We start from the raw sequence: 26,140 nt of genomic DNA on the forward strand, positions 1-26,140 counted from the left end.
TGATACGCAGGAGGGTTTTTACGGATGTCGAATGTTGATTTATTGAAAATAGAAGAAGCAGTAAAAATGATTTTAGAGGCGGTAGGAGAAGATGTAAATCGTGAAGGTTTACTCGATACACCGAAACGTGTAGCAAAAATGTATGCGGAAATGTTTAGCGGCTTACATGAAGATGCAAAAGATTATTTTAGAACAGTGTTTCATGAAGACCATGAGGAATTAGTACTTGTAAAGGACATTCCGTTTTATTCAATGTGTGAGCATCATTTAGTTCCTTTTTATGGAAAGGCTCATGTTGCATACATACCAAACGATGGCATTGTTGCTGGACTAAGTAAATTAGGACGTGCAGTAGAAACTATTGCTCGCCGACCGCAATTACAGGAACGAATTACTTCCGCAGTTGCAGAGACAATTATGGAAATGCTCTCTCCGAAAGGTGTTTATGTAGTAATTGAGGCGGAGCATATGTGCATGACTATGCGAGGACTAAAGAAGCCAGGATCTAAAACTGTGACATCGGTTGCACGTGGTATTTACGAAGAAGATGAAGTGAAACGTAGAGAAGTTTTATCATTTATTCAAATGTCTTAAATTGAGTGTCTAATTATGTTATGATGGACTAAGAATTTGTCGGATTTAAGGAGTGTACAGACAATGGCACAAGATTATATTGTTATTCAAGCAGAGGAAGATGGCGTACATGTAATCGGTTTAACACGAGGTACAGATACAAAATTCCATCATTCTGAAAAATTAGATGCAGGCGAAGTTATGATTGCTCAATTTACCGAACATACATCTGCCATGAAAATTCGTGGGAAAGCACAGATTCATACAGCACACGGTGTTATAAATAGCGAAGCTAAAAAGTAATAGAGAGAAATACCATTCAGAATGCATGATGAAAGGTATCGTGTCTATGTAAATTAGTGAGGGCACATATAAATCGACTAGATGTGTAAAACTTAGTAATGGAGTTTTCGATTCGATTCTTTCAGCGAGTGTTAAACATCACTGAAATAGACTAAGAACGCCACGTTCTGTGGCAATTTATCTTGTGAAAGCGCTTTGTTAACACAAAGCTGTTTCCGGACGCGATTATGCCGAGGCATAATTGATAGGCAGTTGGGATTTCTTCCGTTTTTTTACGGGGAAGCTCTTCTGCCTATCCTGTTGAATAAAGCAAAAACTTTTTATTCCGAATCGTCGCGTATGCTATAATGACTCAGTAAGCAAGCGTTAGATCATGAAAGGCCTAACGTATTTGAAAGTGAAATGGAGTAAGGTCTATGAATGCAACATACATTCAAAATTCAATTGCACAATTAAAAACAGAGATTTTCATGGATGTTCGTCATAGAACTTTGCAAAAATACACAGGATTGCCTGTGCTCGATGAAAATCAATTATTTTACTTGTTAATTCCCTTTTTTAATGGGGAAGAGTGGCAACAAGATGAACGGGAAGCTGCCATCACTGTTGGAATTGTGTACGCAGCCTTAGCAGCGCACGATCATATTAAAGAACTAGATGCCACATCAAAAGAACAGCAGTTAACTGTTTTAGCTGGAGACTTTTATAGTGGCCGTTATTATGAGATTTTAGCGATGTCGGGAAATGTCGCATTGATTCGAAATTTGTCACAAGGAATTGTGGCACGTTGTGAACACCAAATTAAAGTATATGAGGCTGAAAAACGTTCAAGCGAACAATGGTTTGCCTCAATCACTAACATTGAATCAGGATTAATCTCAAAATTTTTTGAGCTCTATTCATTTAGAGATTATATTCCAATTGTGGAGAAGAGCTTATTAATCTTGCGTTTAGAAAGAGAATTGGCGACATATCAACGTGGGCAAGGATCTTTAATGAGTAAAGTTCTTGAAGAAAGCGCGAGATATGCTGGAGCGACCTTTGGCAACGTCATAAAGAACAAAATTATGCAATTAAAAACAGAGCTGTTACAGATGATAGAAGATGCATCGTTTCTACAAAGTGATGTGAAACAAGCTCTACAAGCACGTGTAGAGGCATCCATTGCTTCTACTAATGGATAAGAGAGGTTTTTCAAAATGGCTAAAACGAAAGAAGAGCACGTGCATGAAGTATTTGAAAGTATTTCGGAAAACTATGACAAAATGAATGGCGTTATTAGTTTCCAAATGCATGTTGGCTGGCGCAACGATACGATGAAGCACATGGCAGTAAAACCTGGAGCGAAGGCTCTAGATGTTTGCTGTGGTACGGCAGATTGGACCATTGCATTAGCCGAGGCAGTTGGTGAAGGCGGAGAAGTAAAAGGGGTAGACTTCAGTAAAAACATGCTGAAGGTTGGTGAAGAAAAGGTAAAGCCATACCCACAAATTGAACTAATACATGGAAATGCTATGGAGTTACCTTTCCCAGACAATACGTTTGATTATGTAACAATTGGTTTTGGGCTTCGTAATGTACCAGATTATTTACAAGTTTTAAAAGAAATGAATCGTGTTGTAAAACCAGGGGGAATGGTTGTTTGTTTAGAAACATCTCAATCTGAAATTCCAGGCTATCGACAATTATTCCGTTTTTATTTTAAATATATAATGCCGATATTTGGTAAAATATTTGCGAAAAGCTATAAAGAATATTCTTGGCTACAGGAATCAGCAAATGATTTCCCAGGTATGAAGAAGTTAGCGGCATTGTTTGAGCAGGCAGGTTTAGAAAAAGTAACGTACAAAGCATACAGTGGCGGTGCTGCGGCAATGCATATGGGCTTTAAAAAAGTACGTTAATGGGGGAAGGTTTTCACACGTGGAAAAGATGAAGTTAAAACTACTCTATTCCGATTTGAAATCAGATATCGATATCATTGAACAAGAATTAGAAAAAGCAGTGAACTCTTCTTCATGTTTGATCAATGATGCTTCTCTCCATTTATTGCAAGCTGGTGGCAAACGGATACGACCTATTTTCGTGTTGCTTGGCGCGAAATTTGGCGTATATGATATCGAAAAGATGAAGGATGTAGCCGTACCAGTAGAGCTTATTCATATGGCATCACTTGTGCATGATGATGTAATTGATGATTCCAATATGCGAAGAGGACGCCCGACGGTCAAATCACAATGGAATAATAGAGTTGCAATGTACACGGGCGATTTTATTTTTGCGCGTGCACTTGAATATATTACAAAGCTTGAAGACCCATTAGTTCATCAAATTTTAGCGCGTACAATGGTTGAAATTTGTAACGGTGAAGTCATTCAAATCGAAGATAAATTTAGATTAGATCAAGGATTAAAGGATTATTTTAGACGCATTAAACGAAAAACGGCATTATTGATTTCTTCTAGTTGCGAACTTGGTGCAGTGGCAGCAGGTGTCGATCCTAAAACGGTGAGACATTTGAAACGATTTGGCTATTTTGTGGGCATGAGCTTCCAAATTATCGATGACGTTTTAGATATTATGGCAACAGATAAAGAATTAGGAAAGCCAGCAGGTAGTGATTTACTGCAGGGTAATATTACATTACCGATTCTAATGTTAAAAGATGATCCCGTAATGCAACCTTATTTGGCAAAAGTATTTGCAGGCACATTGACGGAAACAGAACGTCAAAATATGCTGCAGTATGTGCGTAAATCCGACGCGATTGAACAAGCTAATAAAATGAGTGATAAATACTTGAAAAAGGCATTACAAGAAATAGATGCATTACCAAAACATCCCGTTAAGAAAAAACTACGTGATGTCGCGTTATTTATGGGTAAGCGTAAATTCTAGCTTTTTGTTGTACAAAGGCTCATTTTTTGTTAATATTTATCGGTAGGTGTAAAACCTGTTATACGAATTTAAGGAGTGTTTTAAACAATGGCAATCGAAAAAACTTTTTTAATGGTTAAGCCTGATGGCGTAGAACGTCAAGTAGTAGGAGATATCGTAGATCGTTTTGAACGTCGCGGTTTTGTATTGAAAGGTGCTAAATTAATGGTAATTCCTACAGAATTAGCAGAAAAGCACTATGCAGAGCATGCAGAGCGTCCATTCTTTGGTGAATTAGTTGATTTCATCACTTCTGGTCCTGTATTCGCTATGGTATGGGAAGGCGAAAACGTAATTAAGCTTGCTCGTACAATGATGGGAGCAACTAAACCTGAAGAATCTAACCCAGGTACAATCCGTGGTGACTATGCAACAACTGTTTCTCACAACATCATTCACGGTTCTGATTCACTTGCTTCTGCTGAGCGTGAAATCGGCTTATTCTTCGGTGAAGATTTAGTTTAATTCGCAAACTTAAAGAGCAATCTCAATTTCATTTGAGATTGCTTTTTTTTTTTTTGCTCTAAAAGGGTGCCGGATCTACTAAATCAGTGGATAGAATTTTCTAGATACATATATAGAATTGTTAAATAATTCTTAGTCATGTAAAATAAAAGATATAATATTCTGATAATTAAGGTAGATGTCTTGGGATCGGAAAGGAGAAATAAAGATCTGTTAGTCAAAAATATCACACTCATGCGATAACGGCTAACTGACATGCATCGGTAAAAACGCCACGTCCTGTGGCATTACCAAAATGACCGACATCGTGCAGGCTCTTATGCCGCTGTGTTTTCGCACAAAAAACATCTGTTGCTGCCGCTGCGCTTTCGCACAAAAAACATCTGTAGGCTTAAGCACAAGCCGATTCCGAACGCCTTGCTTAACTGCACGACAGCGGCAAATATTTTCAGTAGCGAAAGCAAAGTGTCTTACAATTATGTCTCGGCATAATTGATTAGCTTAATAATCAAGAATATATTTCATAACATCTAAATACATTGGATGATAGGAAATGAGAGATGACAGTACAAAGGGGATTTTTTTATGAGAGAAGTTGTGATTGTATCAGCTGTTCGTACAGCGGTTGGCAGAAGTAAAGGGGCGTTAAGCAATGTTCGAGCAGACGACTTAGCTGCAGATGTTCTGCAGGAAGTAGTGCAACGAGCAGGTATCAATAAGGATCAGGTGGAGGATGTAATCTTTGGCTGTGTAACGCAAACTGCTGAACAGGGCGCAAATATAGCGCGTACTGCCTTATTAATGGCAGGCTTTCCGGATAGTGTCCCAGGTGTGACAATTGATCGTCAATGTGGCTCAAGTCAGCAGGCTGTACATTTCGCAGCACAGGCTATTTTAGCAGGGGATATGGATATTGTTATTGCTGGTGGGGTTGAAAGTATGACGAGGGTGTCAATGGGTTCTAACATGAAGGGTGCCCATACAGGTAAACGATTACAAGACAATTACACAATTATACATCAAGGGTTATCAGCTGAGAAAATAGCGGAAAAATGGAACTTAACAAAAGAACAGCTAAATAACTATGCTTACAATAGTCATAGACGAGCATTAGCTGCAATTGAGGCGGGCCATTTTAAAAAGGAAATACTGCCTGTCCAAGTTACGCAAGAAGACGGCGCAGTTACAACGTTTTCTGTTGATGAGGGTCCTCGGGCAGAAACGACAGTTGATAAATTGAATGGGCTTAAAACAGTATTCCAGGAAGATGGTGTGATTACAGCCGGTAATGCCAGTCAAATGAGTGATGGTGCCTCAGCGGTAGTTATAATGTCTTTAGAAAAGGCACAAGAGCTTGGCATCCAACCGCTTGCTAAAATTGTTTCAAGAGTTGTTGTTGGCTCAGATCCGACGTTAATGCTAACTGGTCCAATTGAAGCAACTAGACAAGTGCTAAAACGTTCAGGTCTTACGATAGAGGAAATAGATACGTATGAAGTGAATGAGGCTTTTGCGCCAGTACCACTTGTGTGGTTACATGAAACTGGGGCAGATCCAAATAAATTAAATCCAGATGGAGGAGCTATTGCCTTAGGGCATCCATTAGGAGCATCAGGTACAAAACTGTTAACAACGATGCTATACAGAATGGAACGAGAAAATTTGCGTTATGGCTTACTAGCAATTTGTGAAGGTATGGGAATGGCGAATGCCACTATTATTGAAAAAATGTAAAAGGGGTTGTGTTTGATGAATGACGTAATAGCAGTTGTAACAGGGGGAGCATCTGGTTTAGGAGAGGCGACGGTTCGTAAAATTGTTGCGGAGGGTGGTAAAGCAGTAATTTTTGATCTTAATGACGAGCGAGGACATGCACTAGTAGAGGAGCTAGGGGAGAATGTCCAATATGCACGTGTAAATGTCACAAAAGAAGCTGATGTAGCGGCAGGTCTTGAGCAAGCAGTTGCAAAGTTTGGGGCCATTAATGTCACAGTGAATTGTGCTGGAATTGCTGATGCAAGTAAAGTACTTTCAAAGCGTGGTGTACATGCCCTTGATTTATTCGAAAAAGTGATTTCTGTAAATTTAATTGGTACTTTCAATGTTATTCGCCTAGCAGCTGAGAAGATGCAACATAATGAACCAAACGAGGATGGTCAGCGTGGCGTAATTATTAATACTGCATCTGTGGCAGCATTTGATGGACAAATAGGACAAGCCGCATATAGTGCGTCAAAGGGTGGTGTGGCAGCGATGACCTTGCCGATTGCTAGGGAGCTTGCTGAAATTGGGGTACGTGTTATGACTATTGCTCCGGGGTTAGTAGAGACACCAATGTTTGCATCGTTACCAGAGCCAGCAAGAACAGCACTTGCCCAAATGACACCGTTCCCTAAACGACTTGGGAAGCCCTCAGAATACGCGCTATTAGTCGAAAGTATTATCAAAAATGGTTTATTAAATGGTGAAGTAATCCGCTTGGACGGTGCGATTCGTATGCAGCCAAAATAGGGGGGATTTCAAGGTGCTCGCCTCAAACTGAATAAGCTAGGCTGTTCACGGAAATGAGAATGGGCAAAGGCTCCTGTGATTACGCATTTGGGAAGCACGGAAAGTTAAAAGGTATTTGTCCTGCTGCAACGAGCGAAAAAATGACTTGTTTTATATGGTTCACACCAAGAGTTGTGGGTGAAATAAGTTGAGTGGGGGCTGGTCGACTCCTTGGGGATTAGAGGCTCATCGGGCGCCCCCAGGAAGCTGTACCCTACGCGTCAGCAAAAAAGCGCCCAGCCGAAACGGAAATCAACCACACGTTTTGGCGATGATCCTTTTATATGTAATTATTGGTAGTAGCAGTCAGCCTTGGACGATTCAAAAATTTATATAAACAAAGGGGAGCGTTACTATGCATATGATGAATACACCTTTATTATTAACAAGTTTTTTGGATCGAGCAGAACGATTTTTTCATGCGAAAAAAATATATTCGCGGACAAGCTCTACATCAATTCACGAGTTTACATATAAAGACTATGTAAAACGAACTCGTAAGCTAGCAGATGCCCTTACAAAGCTAGGAATGGAGCGAGGTATGAAGGTAGGTACCTTTGCTTGGAATCACCATCGTCATTTAGAAGCATATTTTGCAGTCCCGTGTGCGGGGGCTGTCTTGCATATGATAAATATTCGATTAGCCCCTGAGCATATTGCTTATGTTATTAACCATGCAGAAGATGAAATATTACTAATTGATGATAACTTAGTTCCACTTCTTGCACCGATCGTCTCACAGCTTAAATCGGTAAAGTATTTTATCGTAATGGGAGATGAAGTTGTGCTTGATAACATCCCATTACCAAATGCTCTATCTTATGAGGCATTACTCGAAGAAGCAAATGAGAATTTTAGCTTTCCAGATGATTTAGATGAAAATACACCTGCTGGCATGTGCTACACAAGTGCCACTACAGGAATGCCAAAGGGTGTAGTGTATACGCATCGTAGTATTGTCCTCCATACTATGGCAGCAGGACTCTCCGATAGTATTGCAATAGGCGAGGCTGATGTTTTATTACCTGTCGTACCGATGTTTCATGCAAATGCATGGGGATTTCCGTTTGCTGGTGTATTATTTGGTGCTACCCAGGTACTACCAGGGCCAATGTTTACACCACAGCTATTACTTGATTTAATTGAAACTTATAAGGTAACACTGACTGCAGGAGTACCGACAATTTGGCTTGGGGTATTGCAGGAGCAACGCAAAAATCCTCGTGATTTGTCTTCGATACGGTTGATTGTATGCGGAGGCTCAGCATCGCCGCTCGGTCTAACTCGTGGCTTTGAGGAGGAGCTTAAAATTCCTTACATGACGGGCTACGGTATGACCGAGACATCGCCGCTTGTTAGTATATCGACGTATTTAACACATATGCAAGATTATACGATGGATGAAAAAATGGATGTTCGTATTACACAAGGAATAACTGTACCGCTTATTGAAACACGCGTAGTCAATGAAAACGGTGAAGTCCCTTGGGATGGCAAAACAATGGGCGAATTGACAATTAGGGGCCCGTGGATTGCAGCCGAGTATTATAACGATGAACGAACAAAGGAAGCCTTTAAAGATGGCTGGCTTTACACTGGTGATATTGCTGTAGTGACAGCAGATGGTTATATTAAAATTACAGATCGTACAAAAGATTTAATTAAAAGCGGTGGAGAATGGATTTCTTCAGTAGAGCTTGAAAATGCTTTGATGTCCCATCCTAAAGTGTTTGAGGCTGCTGTTATAGCCATTCCCCACGAAAAATGGATTGAACGACCTTTAGCATGTGTTGTACCAAAGCCCGAATATAAGGATTCCATTACGAAATCCGAGCTACTAGAAGATTTACGATCGCAATTCCATAAAACATGGATCCCTAATGATGTAGTATTTTTAAATGAAATACCGAAAACTTCTGTAGGAAAATTCATGAAGGTGAAATTACGAGAAGAATTAAGGGATTATCGAATAGAGGTATAGGAAAACTATAAAAAATGAAGGTGGTGACTAACTGCCTTCATTTTTTACGTAAACATATATAGGCTTATACCCATAACGGGGGAGGTTCGGCTTTGTACTAGCACAAAGTCTATTCCTTACGCAATTATGCCGAGATCTAGCTACGTTTAACGAACGGTAAAGAGAATATTTTAGCTGAATTAATGAAAGAATAAAAAGAAAAATGAAACTATTCTTTCCATTTTGCCGTATAATCATTATTAATGAAAGGGTGTGGACGTATTGATAGCAGAGATGGGGATTATTGCAGGAGTAGTTATTTGTTTAGCAGGTATTTTTACAGATACACATACAAAAAAACAAAAAATTAAATTGAAGGCTATTGAAAAGGAAGTAGAGCTAGAGAAGCTAAGATTAGAAACGTATACGTTGGAGACAGAAAAATTACGTCTAGAATTAGAGCAATCCAAAGTGTTATTGTTAGAGGAAAAACAAAACTCAACTAAGTAACTTGGATTTCATGTGAAAGACTATTTCAGGAATGGCACTTTTCCGCTATAATGGAAATACGAAGCTAGAGGGGAAGAAGACCGCATGTCTGATTATGAACAATTTATAGAAGGTATAAAGCGCAAAACAGGAATAGATTTAGCGTTATATAAAGAAGCGCAAATGAAAAGACGATTAACATCTCTGTATGAGAAAAAGGGATATCGTAATTTTGTGGACTTTCTAAAGGTACTTGAACAAGATCGTGATTTAATGAATGAGTTTTTAGATCGCATGACGATCAATGTTTCCGAATTTTATCGTAATGGGAAGCGCTGGGAAGTGTTGCAGAAAAAAATATTTCCGAAATTACTGCAATCTAATAAGCGTCTGAAAATTTGGAGTGCTGCTTGTTCAACGGGTGAAGAACCCTATTCTTTAGTCATGGTATTATCTCAATTAGTGCCATTATCTCAAATTCAAATCATTGCTACTGATTTAGATGAAAATGTAATTCAAAAGGCGAAATTAGGCGTCTATCCAGAGCGCTCATTAGCAGAAGTGCCGAGTGATATTAAAGCCAAATATTTTGAGCAAGAAGGTTCCTTTTATAGGGTCAAGGATGAGATTAAACGTTGTGTGACTTTTAAGAAGCATAATTTGCTTAATGATCATTACGATGCTAATTATGATTTAATTGTTTGCCGCAACGTGATGATTTATTTTACTGAGGAAGCGAAAGATCAGATTTATACGAATTTTAGTAAAGCATTGCGTAAAGATGGAATTTTATTTGTTGGATCAACAGAGCAAATCTTTAATCCATCTCGTTATGAGTTTGAAGTCGAAGATACATTCTTTTATAAACGAAAATAGTTAATAATAGGAGAAAAGCATTCGTACAGAGACAATATGAATGTCACGTACATATTTCCGAAGCTTTAGACATAGATATAAATCGTGCGCTTTTCGCTTGATATAAGCAAAAAGCGTATTTTTTAGTTATCACGCCGCATCTCGGGCAGTAAGACTCCAACTACAAATTAACTGATTGGTGAAGACTAACAATCAGTGGAGATGACGAAATTTTTTTCGGACAAATCGTTCAGAATATTCAAATTTAACAGTGCGATCTAAAGTAACTTCGGAAACGATAGGAGGTCCTTTCAATGTTACGGAATTTGCGAATAATTAAAATGAGTGTTAAAAGACATTTGCAAAAGGACTGTTTTTTTAGAGAATATATGTTATAGTGAAAAATACATACTTTAGCGAGTTGAAGGGAGAAAGTGTTTATGCGTTACTTAACAGCGGGAGAGTCACATGGACCCCAATTAACAACAATTATTGAGGGCCTACCGTCGCTCTTACCAATTACAGCAGAAAAAATTAACCACGATTTAAAACGTCGTCAAGGAGGACATGGACGCGGCCGCCGTATGCAAATCGAAACAGATACAGTGGAAGTGGTCGCTGGTGTTCGTCATGGACAAACACTTGGTTCTCCCGTAGCACTCGTCGTCACAAATGATGACTGGAAGCACTGGACAAAAATTATGGGAGCAGAACCGTTAGCAGAAGATGTGAATCCTGAAGATATCAAACGTCAAATTTCACGTCCTCGACCAGGGCATGCAGATTTAGTAGGAGGCATGAAATACGGACACCGTGATCTACGTAATGTACTAGAGCGTTCTTCAGCGCGTGAGACAACTGTTCGTGTAGCAGTAGGTTCTGTTGCTAAAGCGCTATTAAATGAATTAGGCATTTCCATTGTGGCACATGTAACAGAAATCGTTGGTATTAAGGCAGATACTTCCGTAGTGGAGGGGAAATCTGCAGATGAAATTCGTGCCATTGTTGAAGCAGATCCTTGCTATTGCGTTGATCCAGAGGCTTCGGCAAAAATGGTGGAGGCAATTGATGAAGCGAAAAAAGCGGGTGACTCAATTGGTGGTGTTGTTGAAGTCATCGTTGAAGGAATGCCAGCAGGTGTCGGTTCATACGTTCATTATGACCGTAAGCTAGATGCAAAATTAGCAGCTGCCATGTTATCTATCAATGCATTTAAAGGTGTTGAATTTGGAATTGGCTTTGAAATGGCGCGCCGTAAAGGCTCTGAAGTACATGATGAAATCATTTGGTCAGAGGAAGAAGGCTATACACGTGCAACCAACCGACTTGGTGGTTTAGAAGGGGGAATGTCTACTGGAATGCCAATTGTCGTACGTGGCGTTATGAAACCAATTCCTACTTTATATAAACCGTTGCAAAGTGTAGATATTGAAACGAAAGAGCCATTTAAAGCAAGTGTAGAGCGCTCTGATAGCTGTGCAGTGCCTGCAGCATCAGTTGTTGCTGAGCATGTTATTGCCTGGGAAATAGCGAATGCAATATTGGAACAATTCCATAGCGATCAATTACCTCAACTAAAAGCTCAAATCGACGAACACCGTCGTTATACAAAGGGGTTCTAATATGCGAGTACCAGTAGCGACGAAATCGCATCAATATGAGGTTGTCCTTGGACATAAATTTTTAGTAGAAGCAGTAAAAGCATTTGATGATAAGCTTCAAAAAGCGGATAAGCTCATTGTTTTTACGGATGCTAATGTGTGGGCAGCGCAAGGAGATTATTTCAAGGCTAATTTCCCTTATCATTTTGAGGTCTTTGTCTTACCGGGTGGTGAGGCATGTAAAACCTTTGAACAATACAATGCAGCGCAAACATTTTTACTTGAACAAAAATGCTCGCGTAAATCATTTGTTTTTGCATTCGGTGGGGGAGCTGTAGGTGATTTAACAGGCTTTGTTGCAGCTACTTATATGCGTGGAGTGCCGTTTATTCAAATCCCAACGACGATTTTGGCACATGACTCAGCAGTAGGTGGTAAAACAGCTATTAACCATCCGCTAGGAAAGAATATGATTGGTGCGTTTTATCAACCTGAGGGAGTTATTTACGATACTGTCTTTATCGAAAGCTTACCTGAGCGCGAGGTACGTTCAGGAACAGCAGAAGTGATCAAGCATGCGATGATTTCTAATGCAGCGTGGTTAGAGGAATTAATGGCTGCAGAGACAGTTATTCATTTCACGACCGAAGAATTAGCGAAGCAGCTTAGAAAAGGCATTGAAGTGAAGGCGCAAATAGTAGCAGAGGACGAGACTGAGCAATCCGTGCGAAAATTTTTAAACCTAGGCCATACTTATGGGCATGCCATTGAAGCGGCCGCTGGTTATGGAAAAGTAGCACATGGCGAGGCGGTCATGATTGGTCTCGTATATTGTTTATTATTAAGTGAACGATACGGTGAATTAGATCGTAACTTCACTACAGCATTTTTGCAGTTTGCAGTGAAGAATGGCTATCCATTTGAAGCTGTAAAAGAATATTCCTTTGAACAGTTAACAGAGTATTTAATGAAAGATAAAAAAGCGGAGTATGGTATTTTACAATTTGTGTTGTTGGAAAAAATCGGTAAACCATTCGTGCAACCGATTGATTTAGCGGAGTGTAGAGAAGTAGATGCCGAATTCCGACAACTATTAGCGGAGGTGCTTGTATGATTCGTGGACTTAGAGGAGCAATTACAATTGAATCTGACAAGCCAGAGCTTGTATGGAATGAGACAGCAAGATTAGTGCGTGAAGTAGTAGCAGCCAATAATGTGGAAATAGATGATATTGCTTCTATATTAATATCTACAACACCTGATATTACGTCAGCATTTCCGGCACGTGCTGTACGGTTAATGGACGGGTGGCAATATGTACCTGTCATGTGTACGCATGAAATGGACGTGCCAAACGCATTACCACTTTGTATTCGTGTATTAATCCATGCAAATATGGAAGTAGCACAAAAGGATGTAAAACACTTGTATCTCAATGATGCAGTGAAATTAAGACCAGATTTAGCCCAAGCTAAATAATAGAGGAGATGTTTAAGATGAAATGGAAACAACAATTGGACGGTATGCAAGCATATAAGCCTGGTAAACCAATTGAAGAAGTACAACGTGAATATGGCTTACAAGAAGTCGTAAAATTAGCATCTAATGAAAACCCATTTGGGTGCTCACCTAAGGTAACTGCTTATTTACAAAATAATTCAGTAAATCATGCGATCTATCCAGACGGCTATGCGCAAAATTTACGTACAGCTGTTGCAAATCATTTAGGTGTCAAGGAAACACAGCTTCTTTTTGGTAACGGCTCTGACGATATCATTGCAATTATAACTCGTGCATTGTTGTATCCAGGTGTAAATACAGTGATGGCATACCCATCTTTCTCCCAATACTGGCACAATGCTGAAATAGAAGGCGCAGAGATACGTAAAGTTCTTTGTATTGAAGGTGCCCATGATCTAGATGCTATGGCAAAAGCAATTGATGATAATACATCGATCGTTTGGGTTTGTAGTCCAAATAATCCAACAGGTGTAGTGATACCTGATATTGAGTTGCGAGCATTTTTAGCTAAGGTTCCAAATGATGTGCTAGTAGTTTTAGATGAGGCATATATCGAATACGTAACGCATCCTGGTCACAAAGATACTCTACCTTTAATAGAAGAGTTTCCTAATGTACTATTAATGCGTACATTCTCAAAGGCATACGGTCTTGCTTCTTTCCGAGTTGGTTATGCAATTGGGCAACCAGAAGTAATTGCAAAGCTTGATCCAGTAAGAGCACCATTTAATAATACAATTTTAAGTCAAGCAGTTGCGGCCATCGCATTAAGTGATCAAGAATATATAAGTGCTTGCCGTGAAGCCAATGAAAAAGGTAAAAAACAATATATTGAATTCTGTGAGAAACATAATTTAAAATACTTCCCTTCTGATACGAACTTTATTTTCTTTAATACAAATACTGATAGTGATGTTGTTTTCAATGAGCTAATGAAACGAGGTTTTATAGTCCGCAGTGGAAATGCGTTAGGATTACCTGGGTTTATCCGCGTGACAATCGGAACTGAGGATCAAAATGTAGCGTTGTTACGTCACCTTGAAAACGTCCTAAAAGAGCAAGGTGTTTTTACATGATACGCAACGTGCTTGTTATTGGGCTTGGCCTAATTGGAGGCTCGATTGCATTGGCATTGCAAAAGGCACCAGAAACAAAAATTATTGGCTATGATATGGATGCGAAAACTCGTGAACATGCGAAAACATTAAATATTGTTCATGATATTGTGACAGATCCAAAAGAAGTGGTGGCCGACGTGGATGTCATCATTTTTGGAACTCCTGTCAACGCAACGCTTGAATGGATGGAACAATTAAAAACATGGCCGTTAAAAAATAAAGTCATCGTAACAGATACAGGGAGTACAAAAAAGAAAATTATGCAAAAGGCTGGGGAACTACGTGAGTTAGGCATTACCTTTATTGGAGGACATCCAATGGCAGGCTCACATAAAAGCGGTGTTTTAGCTGCAAAGGCTCACCTTTTTGAAAATGCGTATTATATGCTAACACCGCTCGCCGGTGAAGAAATTGTCAATATGGCACAGCTTGAAAGTCTCTTGAAATTTACACATGCAAAGGTTGTTAGTGTATCTGCTCGTGAGCATGATCATATGACAGCTGTAGTTAGTCATTTTCCACATGTCATTGCCGCTTCTCTTGTGCATCAATTGGGCGGAGAAAACGGGGAATATCCGATGACACGCTCACTTGCTGCAGGTGGCTTCCGTGATGTAACGCGTATTGCCTCGTCCAATCCAATTTTATGGCGAGATATTACATTACAAAATCGAGAAGAGCTAATTGCACAGCTAGAAGGCTGGGAAAAGGAAATGAGTCGTGTGAAGGAGCTGCTTTTCAATGGTAGCTCGGATGACATAGAAACATACTTTGCTGTTGCTAAAGAGCTAAGAGATGAATTACCAATTAGTGCAGGAGCAATGTTCACATCATTTGACTTATATGTTGATGTTCCTGACTATCCGGGGGTTATTTCTGAGGTGACGGGCTTACTTGCAGACGAAGCGATTAGTATTACAAATTTACGTATCGTCGAGTCACGAGAAGACGTTTTCGGGATTCTTGTTATTAGCTTACAAAGTGAAAGTGACCGTGAACGTGCGGCAGCGTGTATACAAAAGCGTGCTAATTATGAAACATATATTTCATAGGTACCTAGGAAATGCCTATTTAACAGAAAGCGTCGGCATTACGGCGCTTTCTATCTTCATATTGGAGGGAAGAAAATGATGAGTGAAAAAGTATTACAATATGATAAACCTTCCTTACAAGGGACTTTAACGATTCCAGGTGATAAATCTATCTCACATCGTTCCGTTATGTTTGGAGCCATTGCAACGGGTAAAACAACAGTTGATGGCTTTTTATTAGGTGAGGATTGTTTAAGTACAATTGATTGCTTCCGCAAGCTCGGTGTGAAAATTGACGTAGAAGGAACAAATGTATCTATCGACAGCCCTGGTATAGAGGGGTGGCAAGAACCTACAGAGGTACTATACACAGGAAATTCTGGTACAACGACACGCTTAATGCTAGGGATTCTAGCTGGATCTACTGTACATTCAGTAATGACAGGGGATGCGTCCATAGGAAAGCGACCGATGCGCCGTGTTATTGATCCGTTACGTCAAATGGGTGCACAAATTTCTGGAAGGGCAAATGGACAATATACGCCATTAGCCATTCAAGGTACAGCCTTACAAGCTATTGATTACCATATGCCTGTTGCAAGTGCGCAGGTGAAGTCAGCTGTTTTACTTGCTGGTTTACGTGCTGAAGGTACTACAATTGTACGAGAAATGGAAGTATCTCGAGACCATACGGAGAGAATGCTACGTCAGTTTGGTGCACAGGTTGATGAAGTGGATGGTGTTATTTCATTAAAAGGAGGACAAACTTTAACAGGGACACATGTGTCTGTGCCAGGTGATATTTCATCTGCGGCCTTTTTCTTAGTAGCAGGAGCCATCTGTGAGGATAGTAAAATAACGCTAGAAAATGTCGGAATTAATCCAACACGGGATGGTATCATCGAAGTACTTCATAATATGGGCGCATCTTTAACGCTTATGCCAAATGAAGATAGCCAAACAGAGCCAACGGCAACAATTACAATTGAAACGTTAACATTAAGAGGCACTACAATTGAGGGAGATATTATTCCTCGTCTTATCGATGAAATCCCGATCCTGGCTTTATTAGCAACGCAAGCAAACGGTAAAACTATTATTAAGGATGCCGAGGAGTTAAAAGTGAAGGAAACAGACCGGATAACGGCAGTTGTGGATGAATTGAAAAAACTAGGTGCTAATATTGAAGCTACTGGGGATGGAATGATTATTGAAGGACCAACTCCATTACGTGGTGCTAGCCTTAAAACCTATGGTGATCATCGTATAGGAATGATGGGTGCTGTTGCAGCACTAATAACAGATGGGGCTGTAACTTTAGATGACGCAGAATGTATTGCTGTTTCTTATCCATCGTTTTTCGAGCATATAGAGGAAGTAAAGTAATGTCATATCTTCATTCAGTAGAAGAATCCACCTTTAAAGGTATTGTCACGTTCTGTGGCAATTTATCTGTAGCGAAAGCAAAGCGTCAGCTACAATTACGCCAAGGCGAAATTGATATTTGACTCTCCAAGTCTTTTGGGGAGTTTTTTCTTGTTTCGAGAGAAAATGTTTTGTAGCATAAAGGTATTAATGAAAGAATAGGTGAATGACTGTGAACAATGCGATGACTGAAATGATGCAAGCACTTGAACAAGGGGACTTAGCATTAATTGAACAGCTACTTGAAACATTTTTAACGAAAGAGCTACCAGAGGACATTTATGCGCTAGCTGAAATTTTTATGCAGTATGGATATATGAAGGAAGCTGATCGTGTACTGGAGCATTTACAATTTTTATTCCCAGAAGAGGCACAGTTGAAAATTGATCGTGCAAACGTCTTAATGGAACTTGGCGATGAAGATGAAGCGTTAGATTTTTTATTAGAAGTAGAAGAGACAGCTCCAGAATATCCTCAGGCTTTATTAGTATTAGCGGATTATTATCAAATGCAAGGATTGTTTGAAGTAGCAGAAATGCGCATCAATGAGGCACTATCTATATTACCAGATGAGCCATTATTACAATTTGCTAAAGCAGAGCTTTTATTTGAAACTGGTCGCTTCTTAGAGGCTGCGAGACTATATGAAGAATTGTATGAACAACAAGTTGAATTTGCTGGGGTTAGTCTTACTGAACGGCTTGCTGAGGTGTATCGTGCAGGAGCAGCCTATGAAACGGCCTTAGACTACTATTTAAAAGCACTGGAAGATGAAGTAAAGCCAGATGTTTTATTTGGTGCAGCGTATTCAGCCTTTCAATCACAAAAATATGAAATGGCCATTAAACAACTAGAGGAATTAAAAGAATTAGACCCTGATTATTTTTCAGCCTATTTATTGCTAGCTGAGAGCTATGCCATGACAGAGGACAATAAAAAAGCATACGCTGCCATTCTAGAAGGATTAAAGCGTGACGAATACGATAAATCCTTATTCTTATTCGCCGGTAAAATGGCTTTAAAAACTGGTTTGCCAACTGAGGGCGAGCAGCATCTACGTGAAGCCATTGCCTTAGATCCTGAATACATGGAGGCAGTATTAGCATTAATCTCCGTGTTGGCACAGCAAGAGCGTCATGAGGATGTAATAGAATTATTTGAAACGTTGCAAAAAAATGATTTTGAATGGAGCACCTTATACCCATTTGCTGCGGTTGCATATGAAAATTTAGAATTGTACGACCGTGCATACGAATTTTACCGTTTGGCATATAATGATTTTAAGGAAGACGCAGCATTTTTAGAAAAGTATGTTTATTTCTTATTAGAGGAAGGAAAACGTTCAGAAGCTAAAGAAGTGCTCGGTCAATTAATAACTATTCAGCCGGGTGAACTGGAGTGGCAAGAGAAGTTAGAAACCTTAGAATTTGAGTAAAGGAGGGAGTGGGTATGACTGCTTCTGTATCAGTTGTCGATAAAAAAGCATTTGTTAGATGGTTTTTAAAAAATTATCAATTGAAACGTCGTGAGTGTGTATGGATTTTGAATTACTTATTAAGTAATGATGAGTTATTAAAACGAATTCGATTTGTTGAAGAAGCTCACTATTGCCCTAGAGCAATGGTTATGTCAACGGTCGATTCAACAGGAGTGCCGTTTCGTTTTTACAAAGGCAATGTAATGACAGCAGATGCTGAGAAATCCTTCCATGATTTACGTTTACACGAGCATGAAGATATGTATATACAATTGAATTTTCCAAATGTACCACCAAGTGCACAATACTTAGCAGTTCTTGAAGAAAACCCTTATATGCCAGAAGCACTGATTGTTAGTGAAAAAGATCGCTTACTGGCAGAAGAGCTGCTTTCCAACAGCTTACTCGTATTCCAAGAAGAAAAATTACTCGCGCAAATTGATGAAGCCCTCGATCAGGGAAATGAAGAGCGCTTTTATGAATTGTCTAATTTGTTACAAGCTTTAAAGGAAACGGCTAATTTACGTTAGTTATAAGTAAAAATGGAATGTCCTTTATCTACCTCAATATGATAACATAACAAGTGAATGATTGTTTTCACTTTTTATTGGCTATCCTATTGAAGAGTGGAAAAGGGCATTTTTTATTGTCATGCAGGGGGGGACCAAACCCTACTGCATGAAGATAAAGCCACGGCGGATTTCACGGCTTTTGAATTGTGCACGGACAATTCAAAAGCCGGACGAAATTACGTCAAGGCGACATTGATTTATGCAACAAGAGGAGGTTTGTGAGATGTATTTTAATGCAAGTGATGTGACATTGTTTATGGCACAGAAGGAATTTATCGATACAGCAATTGTTCCACTCGTAACCGTCGATTTAACTCCTGATAAAATGAAACAGAGTGGTACAGAGGTAGATTTTTTGTTATCGCTTACATCTTTTATCGAACAACAGTTTAAAGGTCGTTTATTACTGATGCCACCATTTACGTCTAGTGCAACATTAAAAAACGAAGATATGCCGAAGCAATTAGAGGCACAATTACATAATGCTGGTTTTAAGCATGTGTTCTTCATTACTTGTGACCATTTTTGGACAAATATTGGAGATGAAGTAAATGTTATTTGGCTACCAGCTATTCCGTTAGAAAGCATGGATAAAGGCGTGAAAAACTCCATTCTCGAAGATCAATTGCGACAAGTGATTCCGATGTTTTCGACCAAATGGACACAGATTTAACAATTAGTTTCAATAATTGTTCACATTCTCCAGCTTTCCACAGAATGCTATATTGACCAAGCTATGGAGTTGATATATCATAGATATGTCCTAGTATTACTATTTGTAAATGAATGTCCGTTGGACTGACCTTTAAGTTAGAGGGGGGAAAAAAATGAGTAATAATCGAGTTTCACGTCGTCAATTCCTAAGCTATACACTAACTGGTGTAGGTGGCTTTATGGCGGCAGGTATGCTGATGCCAATGCTTCGTTTTGCGATTGACCCAGTACTTCAAAGTCATGCTGGTGGTAACTTTGTAAAAACAGAGCATAAAATCGCTGATATTACTGACAAACCTGTTAAAGTTGACTTAACATTTGAGCAAGTTGATGCATGGTACAAATCAGATGTAACAAACGTAGCGTGGGTTTTCAAACAAGGCGATCAAATCGTTGCATTATCTCCTGTTTGTAAGCATTTAGGATGTATGGTGGACTGGGGAACAGATTCAACACACCCAGATCAATTCTTCTGTGCTTGTCATGGTGGACGCTACGAGAAGAATGGTAATAACGTACCAGGAACACCACCATTAGGTCCATTGGATGAATATGAAGTTAAAGAAGAAGATGGTTATTTATCGCTTGGGCCAATTCATGCAAATACTCTAGTTAAGTAAGGGGGTACAAAACAGTGCTAAATAAAATTTATGATTGGGTCGATGAACGCTTAGATATTACACCGATTTGGCGTGATATTGCCGACCACGAAGTGCCAGAGCACGTGAACCCTGCACATCATTTTTCAGCGTTCGTTTACTGTTTCGGTGGATTAACTTTCTTCATCACAGTAATTCAAATTCTATCAGGTATGTTCTTAACAATGTACTATGTACCAGACGTAGTGAATGCTTGGAAATCAGTTTATTATTTACAAAACGAAGTAGCATTTGGTGAAATCGTACGCGGTATGCACCACTGGGGAGCTTCATTAGTAATCGTAATGATGTTCTTACATACACTTCGTGTATTCTTTACAGGTTCGTATAAGAAACCTCGTGAATTAAACTGGATGGTTGGTGTAGGTATTTTCGGTGTAATGATGGGTCTTGGTTTTACAGGATACTTATTACCTTGGGATATGAAAGCATTATTCGCTACAAAAGTAGGTATCCAAATTGCTGCATCTGTACCGTTTATCGGTGAATGGATTAAAATCTTATTAGCGGGTGACTCAACTATTCTTGGTGCTCAAACGTTAACACGATTCTTTGCGATTCATGTATTCTTCTTACCTGCAGTATTGTTTGCATTACTTGCAGCACACTTTATCATGATTCGTCGTCAAGGAATTTCAGGGCCGTTGTAATAGTTCTTGACGGTTCGATGATTTTTTTAAGGAGGGGACATAATGCATCGCGGAAAAGGAATGAAATTTGTTGGTGATTCTCGTATTAAAGCGAATCACAGAATGCCGAACGTTCCAAAGGATTATTCCGAATATCCAGGTAAGACGGAAGCTTTCTGGCCGAACTTCTTACTAAAAGAATGGATGGTTGGTGCTGTATTTTTAATTGCTTATTTAATATTAACAGTTGCACATCCATCACCACTTGAAGGACCAGCTGATCCGACAAGAGCGTACATTCCATTACCGGACTGGTACTTCTTATTCTTGTATCAATTATTAAAATACTCATATGCATCAGGTCCATATAATGTTATTGGAACTGTTGTAATTCCAGGTCTTGCATTTGGAGCGCTATTATTAATGCCATTTTTAGATAAAAGTCCAGAACGTCGTCCATCTAAACGTCCGTTACCAACAGCGTTTATGTTATTGACTCTGGCAGCTATGTTTTACTTAACATGGGAAGCAGTTGCTAACCATGACTGGGAAGCTCAAAAAGCAATGGGCGCAATTGAACAAGAAGTTAATGTTACTATTGATGAATCACTACCAGGTTATAAAATTTGGACTGGTGAAACAAGTGACGCAGCTCAATCTTGTATCGGCTGTCATGCGGCTGACTTAAAAGGTGGCCCTGCTGCTCCAAAATTACTTGGTAATACACTAACAGCTGAAGAAGTTGAAGATATTATCCATAATGGTCGAGGCAAAATGCCACCTGGTGTATTCAAGGGTACCGATGAAGAAGCGAAGCAAATCGCTGAATTTGTTGCGAGCTTAAAAGAAGATAAATAAGTATAGTTTAAAAGAGTCAGGAAACTGGCTCTTTTTTTCTTCTAATATAATAATGTGACTGTTACAACTTTAAAAAAGTTCCCACAAAAATGTTCTTTAGTTCTATAATATTTATTATAAAAGTGGCTGGGCAGTCCCCGGAATTTATGTAGTACTAACCGTGTAATACTCTATAAACGGAATGTTAGAAAAAGCTCATCAACAAAAGTTAAGGATGACATTGGTTAAAATGTAAGCTATGTATATTCGTTGAGGATTTTGGCAAGAAAATATTGCCGATATTCATTATCGATGGTATGTGGCAAATTAAAGACTAGTTTATACATAATAACAAATAAAAAAGGCATCTTAGTAAAGACAGAAGATAAAGGAGTTTTAATGATGCAAATTACACGTGCAAATATTTGGTTTCTCCTTACACATAAATCATTTTTAATCCTATTACTTATTATCAATCTATTAGGAACTATTTACGGTTATTATTGGTATGGAGGGCAGCTTGCCATCACGAAGCCCATTTTTTATATTTTTGTGCCGGATAGCCCGACAGCCAGTCTATTCTTTTGCTTTGTATTGTTAGCATGGATTATGGGAAAAAAATGGCCACTAATGGAAGTGCTAGCACTTATAACATTAGTGAAATATGGAATCTGGGCTGACGTAATGAATATTTGGACGCTGATTGAAACTGGATCTATAGGTTGGCAAGGCTGGATGCTTGTAGGCTCGCATTTTGCAATGGCTGTCCAAGCAATTTTATATCTCGGTAAATATGTTTTTTCATATTGGCATATTGCTGTAGCAGCGGTATGGACATTGCATAATGATGTAATTGATTATGTCTTTGGCCAAATGCCGATGTATCGTGATTTAGCAGATTATACGAGCTATATCGGCTATTTTACTTTTTGGTTATCAGTTACATGCATTTTTTTAGCCATCTTCTCAATTAGATGGCGCAAATATTTGCCGAATTAGGTAAATGATTATAGAATTATAGTATCCAAGTAGAAAGGGGTTAGAAAATTGTCAACAAGTATGTATATTGTTTATTTTGCAATCATAATGCTACTACCACTTTACGCACAGATGAAAGTAAAGGGCACGTATAATAAGTTTGCAAAAGAACGAACAATGAAGGGACAAACAGGTGCAGAGGTAGCGCGTGCGATTTTAGATGCGAACGGTTTATATGATGTACGAGTTGTTCCAACACAAGGTGTGTTGTCTGATCACTATAATCCAGCAACAAAAACAGTTGCTTTATCAGAAAGTAACTTCTACGAGGCGAGTATTGCTGGTGCTGCAGTTGCTGCCCACGAGGTTGGCCATGCCATCCAGCATAAAGAAGCTTATTCAATGCTGACATTACGTAGTAAGCTAGTGCCAGTTGCAAATATTTCATCAAATATGTCTTGGATATTTGTCATGATCGGTATTTTTGCAAGTAGTGCAAATATGTTACTTTTAGGTATCGTATTATTGGCTGCCGGTGTGGTTTTCCAATTAGTAACGTTACCTGTAGAGTTTGATGCATCCAAGCGTGCGTTAGTGCAAATGAATTCTCTGGGAATTATTACAAATGAAGAAGAGCGCCCAGCACGAAAAGTGTTAAGTGCTGCAGCATTAACATATGTTGCCGCGGCAGCAGTAGCTGTATTAGAATTATTACGTTTAGTATTAATCTTTACAAATATGCGAAGTGACGACTAATAAAAAACTTGTTGTAGTGGTAATTCACTATGGCAAGTTTTTTAATCCGTTAATTTTTTTACTATTTAAAAAAGCCTACCTTCAACGAAAAAGTAAAAAGTTCGAGGAGAGCAGGCAGATCGTTAATGTTATTGAAGCGGTTGTTTTTCGTCGTCTAGCGTGAAGCCTTCTCCTGCTACATCTCGTACTTCTATAATAGATACGAATGCGTGTGGATCAACCTCATGGACAATAGATTTTAAACGGACAACCTCATTACGGCCAATGACACAATAAATCACTTCTTTTTGTTGCTTAGTAAAATGGCCATGACCTTCAAGTATAGTAATACCACGTTCCATTCGTAATGCGATCATCTCAGCAATAGCGCTAGATTTTTCAGATATAATAAGTGCTCCACGTGCAGCATATGCTCCTTCTTGAACAAAATCAATGACACGCGCACCAACAAATACCGCAACAAGGGTATACATCATAGAGCGTGCATCTAAAAATGTTAGCCATGATAGGATAATGACAATTGCGTCAAAGATGAACATCGTTTTACCCATACTCCAGCCAAAATATTTATGCCCAAGGCGAGCTAAAATATCTACACCACCAGTTGTACCACCGAAACGAAAGACGATACCGAGCCCTAGTCCAACAAAAACCCCTGCAAATAGAGCAACAAGTAACAGATCGTCCTCTAAATGAATAGTAAATTGATACTTTTGAAAAACTTTTAGGAAAACTGAAACAGATAAAGTGCCAACAAGCGTATAAATAAATGATTTTTTCCCAAGTAAACGATAACCAATAATAAACATAGGAATGTTTAATAGTAAATTCATTAAAGCAGGGTCCCAGCCAAGTGTAAAATAAAGTATGAGTGTAATCCCACTTAGGCCACCTTCACCTAGTTGATTTTGCATGTTGAAGTGGACGAAGCCGAAGCTAAAAATTGCAGCCCCGAGCATTATTGCGATAATATTGCTGATTTTGATCTGTTTTAGCATATGACCTCCTGAAGTTCATAACAAATGAAGTAGTGCTATCTATTATCTGACATTTTATTGTTTTTGACAACAATGGTGTAAATTTTATACGATGGTAAGTAGGAGTGTGATTAGATGACTGAACAAGTGACAATGCAAGCTTTACAGCAGCGTGTAGATGATTATATAGGACAATTTAAGGAAGGCTATTTCCCGCCATTTGAGTTACTGGCACGTCTAACCGAGGAACTTGGTGAATTGTCTCGTGAGGTGCAGGATGTTTACGGGCAAAAGAAGAAAAAGAGTACTGAGGAAGCGAACAGTATTGAAGAAGAATTAGGTGACTTCTTCTTTGTTTTAGTATGCTTTGCAAATGCGCAAGGTATTAAATTAGATGAAGCACTTTTACGCGTTATACATAAATTTGAAACAAGGGATAAAGATCGCTGGACTAGAAAGGATGGAGAATAATGTCAATTCGTGTAGCAATAGCAGGACCTAGGGGAAAAATGGGGGCTGAGGCTGTACATACGGTCATGAAGCATGACAAAATGGAATTAGTAGCTGTGCTAGATTATAAGGATGTAGGAAAAACATTAGCTGATTTGGAGATGTTTCCCGCAAGTTATACGGCTCCAATCTTTACAGATATGTCTGACCTTGTAGAGGCGACTGCACCAGATGTATTAGTAGATTTAACTAGCCCGCATGCAGTATACAAACATACTAAAGAGGCCTTGAATTTAAATGTACGACCTGTAATTGGTACAACAGGCTTTACAGATGAACAACTAGTGGAATTATCAGCAATGGCTAAAGAAAAAGAGCTAGGCTGTATTATTGCTCCAAACTTTGCAATAGGGGCTATCCTTATGATGAAATTTGCTAAGGAAGCGGCAAAATATTTACCTGATGTTGAAATTATTGAAATGCACCATGATCAAAAGCTAGATGCTCCATCAGGAACAGCTGTTAAAACGGCACAATTGATTCAAGAGGTGCGAACACAAAAGATGCAAGGACATCCAGAGGAAAAAGAAACAATCGAAGGTGCAAGAGGTGGAGAATTTGATGGCATGCGTATTCACTCTGTTCGTTTACCTGGTTTAGTGGCACACCAGCAAGTGTTATTTGGCGGAGATGGGCAGCTATTAACAATTCGTCATGATTCGTTAAACCGTAATTCTTTTATGTCTGGTGTAGCATTTTGCGTAGAAGAGGTTATGAAAATGGATCAACTTGTATATGGTTTAGAAAACATCATCTAAAGATTGGGATGGAAGCATTATGAAAATCGCATTAATTGCACATGATCGTAAAAAAGATAATTTAGTACAGTTTGCTATTGCTTATCGAAATATTTTAAATGAGCATATGTTGTTTGCTACAGGTACAACAGGACAGCGTGTTATGGATGCTACAGGCTTAGAGGTAACACGTTTTCGTTCAGGACCACTCGGTGGCGATCAACAAATTGGCGCAATGATTGCCAATAATGATATGGACATGGTCATTTTTTTCCGTGATCCTTTAACAGCACAACCACATGAGCCAGATGTTTCTGCACTTATTCGTCTTTGTGATGTTTACCAAGTGCCACTGGCTACAAATATGGGAACAGCAGAAATATTACTAAAAGGCCTACAAGAAGGCTTTGTGGATTGGAGACTGATTCAAGAAAGACGAAATTAAAAAAGACGTGATTTAGAAAGG

General features: G+C 39.0%; 30 protein-coding genes. 29 read left to right on the plus strand and 1 reads right to left on the minus strand.

Features of this window, described 5'->3' with window-relative positions; all coding sequences use genetic code 11:
• Positions 1-24 precede the first annotated feature (24 nt).
• From folE to MY533_RS06640, 26 genes are all read left to right on the plus strand, one after another.
• Positions 25-594 (plus strand): GTP cyclohydrolase I FolE, encoded by a 570-nt coding sequence (folE, locus tag MY533_RS06520; protein ID WP_132359262.1) that lies wholly within the window; start codon positions 25-27, stop codon positions 592-594.
• A 63-nt stretch (positions 595-657) separates the two neighbouring features.
• On the plus strand, positions 658-876 hold the full coding sequence (gene mtrB, locus MY533_RS06525; protein ID WP_049666799.1) for a trp RNA-binding attenuation protein MtrB: 219 nt from the start codon (positions 658-660) through the stop codon (positions 874-876).
• 416 nt (positions 877-1,292) lie between these two features.
• Positions 1,293-2,060 carry a heptaprenyl diphosphate synthase component 1 gene (locus tag MY533_RS06530; protein ID WP_248718452.1) on the plus strand — a complete coding sequence of 256 codons (768 nt, stop codon included), beginning with the start codon at positions 1,293-1,295 and terminating at the stop codon, positions 2,058-2,060.
• Positions 2,061-2,075: 15 nt separating this feature from the next.
• Positions 2,076-2,780: a demethylmenaquinone methyltransferase gene (locus MY533_RS06535; RefSeq protein ID WP_248718453.1), complete on the plus strand. Its 705-nt coding sequence runs from the start codon at positions 2,076-2,078 to the stop codon at positions 2,778-2,780.
• A gap of 19 nt (positions 2,781-2,799) precedes the next feature.
• The gene (hepT, locus tag MY533_RS06540; RefSeq protein WP_248718454.1) at positions 2,800-3,774 is read left to right on the plus strand and encodes a heptaprenyl diphosphate synthase component II; all 975 of its coding nucleotides are present in this window, start codon (positions 2,800-2,802) and stop codon (positions 3,772-3,774) included.
• A gap of 87 nt (positions 3,775-3,861) precedes the next feature.
• Positions 3,862-4,278, plus strand: coding sequence for a nucleoside-diphosphate kinase (gene ndk / locus MY533_RS06545; RefSeq protein ID WP_132359254.1), 417 nt, complete (start codon positions 3,862-3,864; stop codon positions 4,276-4,278).
• 585 nt (positions 4,279-4,863) lie between these two features.
• Positions 4,864-6,012 carry a thiolase family protein gene (locus MY533_RS06550; protein ID WP_248718455.1) on the plus strand — a complete coding sequence of 383 codons (1,149 nt, stop codon included), beginning with the start codon at positions 4,864-4,866 and terminating at the stop codon, positions 6,010-6,012.
• A gap of 15 nt (positions 6,013-6,027) precedes the next feature.
• Positions 6,028-6,789 (plus strand): 3-hydroxyacyl-CoA dehydrogenase, encoded by a 762-nt coding sequence (locus tag MY533_RS06555; protein WP_248718456.1) that lies wholly within the window; start codon positions 6,028-6,030, stop codon positions 6,787-6,789.
• A 394-nt stretch (positions 6,790-7,183) separates the two neighbouring features.
• On the plus strand, positions 7,184-8,809 hold the full coding sequence (locus tag MY533_RS06560) for a long-chain fatty acid--CoA ligase (RefSeq protein WP_248718457.1): 1,626 nt from the start codon (positions 7,184-7,186) through the stop codon (positions 8,807-8,809).
• A 273-nt stretch (positions 8,810-9,082) separates the two neighbouring features.
• Positions 9,083-9,298, plus strand: a complete 216-nt coding sequence (locus MY533_RS06565) for a hypothetical protein (RefSeq protein ID WP_132359462.1) — start codon at positions 9,083-9,085, stop codon at positions 9,296-9,298.
• A gap of 84 nt (positions 9,299-9,382) precedes the next feature.
• Positions 9,383-10,153, plus strand: coding sequence for a CheR family methyltransferase (locus MY533_RS06570; protein ID WP_248718458.1), 771 nt, complete (start codon positions 9,383-9,385; stop codon positions 10,151-10,153).
• 419 nt (positions 10,154-10,572) lie between these two features.
• Positions 10,573-11,754, plus strand: a complete 1,182-nt coding sequence (aroC, locus tag MY533_RS06575; protein WP_248718459.1) for a chorismate synthase — start codon at positions 10,573-10,575, stop codon at positions 11,752-11,754.
• A 1-nt stretch (position 11,755) separates the two neighbouring features.
• A complete protein-coding gene (gene aroB, locus MY533_RS06580; RefSeq protein ID WP_248718460.1) occupies positions 11,756-12,847 on the plus strand; it encodes a 3-dehydroquinate synthase in 1,092 nt (363 codons plus the stop codon).
• Positions 12,844-13,212 carry a chorismate mutase gene (aroH, locus tag MY533_RS06585; protein WP_248718461.1) on the plus strand — a complete coding sequence of 123 codons (369 nt, stop codon included), beginning with the start codon at positions 12,844-12,846 and terminating at the stop codon, positions 13,210-13,212. Before aroB ends, aroH begins: the two co-directional genes overlap by 4 nt.
• A 17-nt stretch (positions 13,213-13,229) precedes the next feature.
• Entirely contained in the window at positions 13,230-14,330 is a 1,101-nt protein-coding gene (hisC, locus tag MY533_RS06590) for a histidinol-phosphate transaminase (RefSeq protein WP_248718462.1), read from the plus strand.
• Positions 14,327-15,424: a prephenate dehydrogenase gene (locus MY533_RS06595; protein WP_132359236.1), complete on the plus strand. Its 1,098-nt coding sequence runs from the start codon at positions 14,327-14,329 to the stop codon at positions 15,422-15,424. The genes hisC and MY533_RS06595 overlap by 4 nt, the downstream gene beginning before the upstream one ends.
• A gap of 78 nt (positions 15,425-15,502) precedes the next feature.
• A complete protein-coding gene (gene aroA / locus MY533_RS06600; RefSeq protein WP_248719163.1) occupies positions 15,503-16,789 on the plus strand; it encodes a 3-phosphoshikimate 1-carboxyvinyltransferase in 1,287 nt (428 codons plus the stop codon).
• The gene (locus tag MY533_RS22095) at positions 16,789-16,911 is read left to right on the plus strand and encodes a hypothetical protein (RefSeq protein ID WP_256469517.1); all 123 of its coding nucleotides are present in this window, start codon (positions 16,789-16,791) and stop codon (positions 16,909-16,911) included. Before aroA ends, MY533_RS22095 begins: the two co-directional genes overlap by 1 nt.
• An 83-nt stretch (positions 16,912-16,994) precedes the next feature.
• Positions 16,995-18,263: a tetratricopeptide repeat protein gene (locus MY533_RS06605; RefSeq protein ID WP_248718463.1), complete on the plus strand. Its 1,269-nt coding sequence runs from the start codon at positions 16,995-16,997 to the stop codon at positions 18,261-18,263.
• A 14-nt stretch (positions 18,264-18,277) separates the two neighbouring features.
• Positions 18,278-18,835 (plus strand): ReoY family proteolytic degradation factor, encoded by a 558-nt coding sequence (locus MY533_RS06610; protein ID WP_132359230.1) that lies wholly within the window; start codon positions 18,278-18,280, stop codon positions 18,833-18,835.
• A 265-nt stretch (positions 18,836-19,100) separates the two neighbouring features.
• Positions 19,101-19,550: a DUF2487 family protein gene (locus MY533_RS06615; protein WP_248718464.1), complete on the plus strand. Its 450-nt coding sequence runs from the start codon at positions 19,101-19,103 to the stop codon at positions 19,548-19,550.
• 154 nt (positions 19,551-19,704) lie between these two features.
• Entirely contained in the window at positions 19,705-20,211 is a 507-nt protein-coding gene (locus MY533_RS06620; protein WP_132359226.1) for a Rieske (2Fe-2S) protein, read from the plus strand.
• A 14-nt stretch (positions 20,212-20,225) separates the two neighbouring features.
• The gene (gene qcrB / locus MY533_RS06625; RefSeq protein ID WP_053482547.1) at positions 20,226-20,900 is read left to right on the plus strand and encodes a menaquinol-cytochrome c reductase cytochrome b subunit; all 675 of its coding nucleotides are present in this window, start codon (positions 20,226-20,228) and stop codon (positions 20,898-20,900) included.
• A gap of 42 nt (positions 20,901-20,942) precedes the next feature.
• The gene (locus MY533_RS06630) at positions 20,943-21,737 is read left to right on the plus strand and encodes a menaquinol-cytochrome c reductase cytochrome b/c subunit (RefSeq protein ID WP_132359224.1); all 795 of its coding nucleotides are present in this window, start codon (positions 20,943-20,945) and stop codon (positions 21,735-21,737) included.
• 381 nt (positions 21,738-22,118) lie between these two features.
• Positions 22,119-22,715, plus strand: coding sequence for a lipoprotein heptaprenylglyceryl N-acetyltransferase LhaT (locus MY533_RS06635; protein ID WP_248719164.1), 597 nt, complete (start codon positions 22,119-22,121; stop codon positions 22,713-22,715).
• Between the two features lie 60 nt (positions 22,716-22,775).
• Entirely contained in the window at positions 22,776-23,450 is a 675-nt protein-coding gene (locus tag MY533_RS06640; protein WP_248719165.1) for a zinc metallopeptidase, read from the plus strand.
• Between the two features lie 128 nt (positions 23,451-23,578).
• Here the strand turns inward: MY533_RS06640 and MY533_RS06645 are convergent, their stop codons facing one another.
• Positions 23,579-24,448, minus strand: a complete 870-nt coding sequence (locus MY533_RS06645) for a YitT family protein (protein ID WP_132359222.1) — start codon at positions 24,446-24,448, stop codon at positions 23,579-23,581.
• A gap of 114 nt (positions 24,449-24,562) precedes the next feature.
• Here MY533_RS06645 and MY533_RS06650 point away from each other — a divergent pair, with 114 nt between their 5' ends.
• From MY533_RS06650 to mgsA, 3 genes are read left to right on the plus strand one after another with little or no spacing between them, the layout of a single operon-like run.
• Complete coding sequence (locus MY533_RS06650; protein ID WP_132359220.1) at positions 24,563-24,898, plus strand: nucleotide pyrophosphohydrolase; 336 nt, start codon at positions 24,563-24,565, stop codon at positions 24,896-24,898.
• Positions 24,898-25,695 (plus strand): 4-hydroxy-tetrahydrodipicolinate reductase, encoded by a 798-nt coding sequence (gene dapB, locus MY533_RS06655; protein ID WP_132359218.1) that lies wholly within the window; start codon positions 24,898-24,900, stop codon positions 25,693-25,695. The genes MY533_RS06650 and dapB overlap by 1 nt, the downstream gene beginning before the upstream one ends.
• Before the next feature lie 19 nt (positions 25,696-25,714).
• Complete coding sequence (gene mgsA / locus MY533_RS06660) at positions 25,715-26,119, plus strand: methylglyoxal synthase (protein ID WP_248718465.1); 405 nt, start codon at positions 25,715-25,717, stop codon at positions 26,117-26,119.
• Positions 26,120-26,140: the final 21 nt, after the last annotated feature.

Origin of the sequence: Lysinibacillus sp. Ag94 (assembly GCF_023242215.1) — a bacterium.
Classification (GTDB): domain Bacteria; phylum Bacillota; class Bacilli; order Bacillales_A; family Planococcaceae; genus Lysinibacillus.

Coding starts and splice junctions, on each gene's coding strand:
- MY533_RS22095 (WP_256469517.1), top strand. CDS start 16,789: ATGTCATATCTTCATTCAGTAGAAGAATCCACCTTTAAAGGTATTGTC.
- hisC (WP_248718462.1), top strand. CDS start 13,230: ATGAAATGGAAACAACAATTGGACGGTATGCAAGCATATAAGCCTGGT.
- MY533_RS06555 (WP_248718456.1), top strand. CDS start 6,028: ATGAATGACGTAATAGCAGTTGTAACAGGGGGAGCATCTGGTTTAGGA.
- MY533_RS06560 (WP_248718457.1), top strand. CDS start 7,184: ATGCATATGATGAATACACCTTTATTATTAACAAGTTTTTTGGATCGA.
- ndk (WP_132359254.1), top strand. CDS start 3,862: ATGGCAATCGAAAAAACTTTTTTAATGGTTAAGCCTGATGGCGTAGAA.
- MY533_RS06570 (WP_248718458.1), top strand. CDS start 9,383: ATGTCTGATTATGAACAATTTATAGAAGGTATAAAGCGCAAAACAGGA.
- MY533_RS06535 (WP_248718453.1), top strand. CDS start 2,076: ATGGCTAAAACGAAAGAAGAGCACGTGCATGAAGTATTTGAAAGTATT.
- aroA (WP_248719163.1), top strand. CDS start 15,503: ATGAGTGAAAAAGTATTACAATATGATAAACCTTCCTTACAAGGGACT.
- MY533_RS06550 (WP_248718455.1), top strand. CDS start 4,864: ATGAGAGAAGTTGTGATTGTATCAGCTGTTCGTACAGCGGTTGGCAGA.
- MY533_RS06530 (WP_248718452.1), top strand. CDS start 1,293: ATGAATGCAACATACATTCAAAATTCAATTGCACAATTAAAAACAGAG.
- MY533_RS06615 (WP_248718464.1), top strand. CDS start 19,101: ATGTATTTTAATGCAAGTGATGTGACATTGTTTATGGCACAGAAGGAA.
- MY533_RS06620 (WP_132359226.1), top strand. CDS start 19,705: ATGAGTAATAATCGAGTTTCACGTCGTCAATTCCTAAGCTATACACTA.
- MY533_RS06565 (WP_132359462.1), top strand. CDS start 9,083: ATGGGGATTATTGCAGGAGTAGTTATTTGTTTAGCAGGTATTTTTACA.
- MY533_RS06645 (WP_132359222.1), bottom strand. CDS start 24,448: ATGCTAAAACAGATCAAAATCAGCAATATTATCGCAATAATGCTCGGG.
- folE (WP_132359262.1), top strand. CDS start 25: ATGTCGAATGTTGATTTATTGAAAATAGAAGAAGCAGTAAAAATGATT.
- mgsA (WP_248718465.1), top strand. CDS start 25,715: ATGAAAATCGCATTAATTGCACATGATCGTAAAAAAGATAATTTAGTA.
- mtrB (WP_049666799.1), top strand. CDS start 658: ATGGCACAAGATTATATTGTTATTCAAGCAGAGGAAGATGGCGTACAT.
- MY533_RS06640 (WP_248719165.1), top strand. CDS start 22,776: ATGTATATTGTTTATTTTGCAATCATAATGCTACTACCACTTTACGCA.
- aroB (WP_248718460.1), top strand. CDS start 11,756: ATGCGAGTACCAGTAGCGACGAAATCGCATCAATATGAGGTTGTCCTT.
- MY533_RS06595 (WP_132359236.1), top strand. CDS start 14,327: ATGATACGCAACGTGCTTGTTATTGGGCTTGGCCTAATTGGAGGCTCG.
- MY533_RS06630 (WP_132359224.1), top strand. CDS start 20,943: ATGCATCGCGGAAAAGGAATGAAATTTGTTGGTGATTCTCGTATTAAA.
- MY533_RS06635 (WP_248719164.1), top strand. CDS start 22,119: ATGCAAATTACACGTGCAAATATTTGGTTTCTCCTTACACATAAATCA.
- dapB (WP_132359218.1), top strand. CDS start 24,898: ATGTCAATTCGTGTAGCAATAGCAGGACCTAGGGGAAAAATGGGGGCT.
- aroH (WP_248718461.1), top strand. CDS start 12,844: ATGATTCGTGGACTTAGAGGAGCAATTACAATTGAATCTGACAAGCCA.
- MY533_RS06605 (WP_248718463.1), top strand. CDS start 16,995: ATGACTGTGAACAATGCGATGACTGAAATGATGCAAGCACTTGAACAA.
- MY533_RS06610 (WP_132359230.1), top strand. CDS start 18,278: ATGACTGCTTCTGTATCAGTTGTCGATAAAAAAGCATTTGTTAGATGG.
- MY533_RS06650 (WP_132359220.1), top strand. CDS start 24,563: ATGACTGAACAAGTGACAATGCAAGCTTTACAGCAGCGTGTAGATGAT.
- aroC (WP_248718459.1), top strand. CDS start 10,573: ATGCGTTACTTAACAGCGGGAGAGTCACATGGACCCCAATTAACAACA.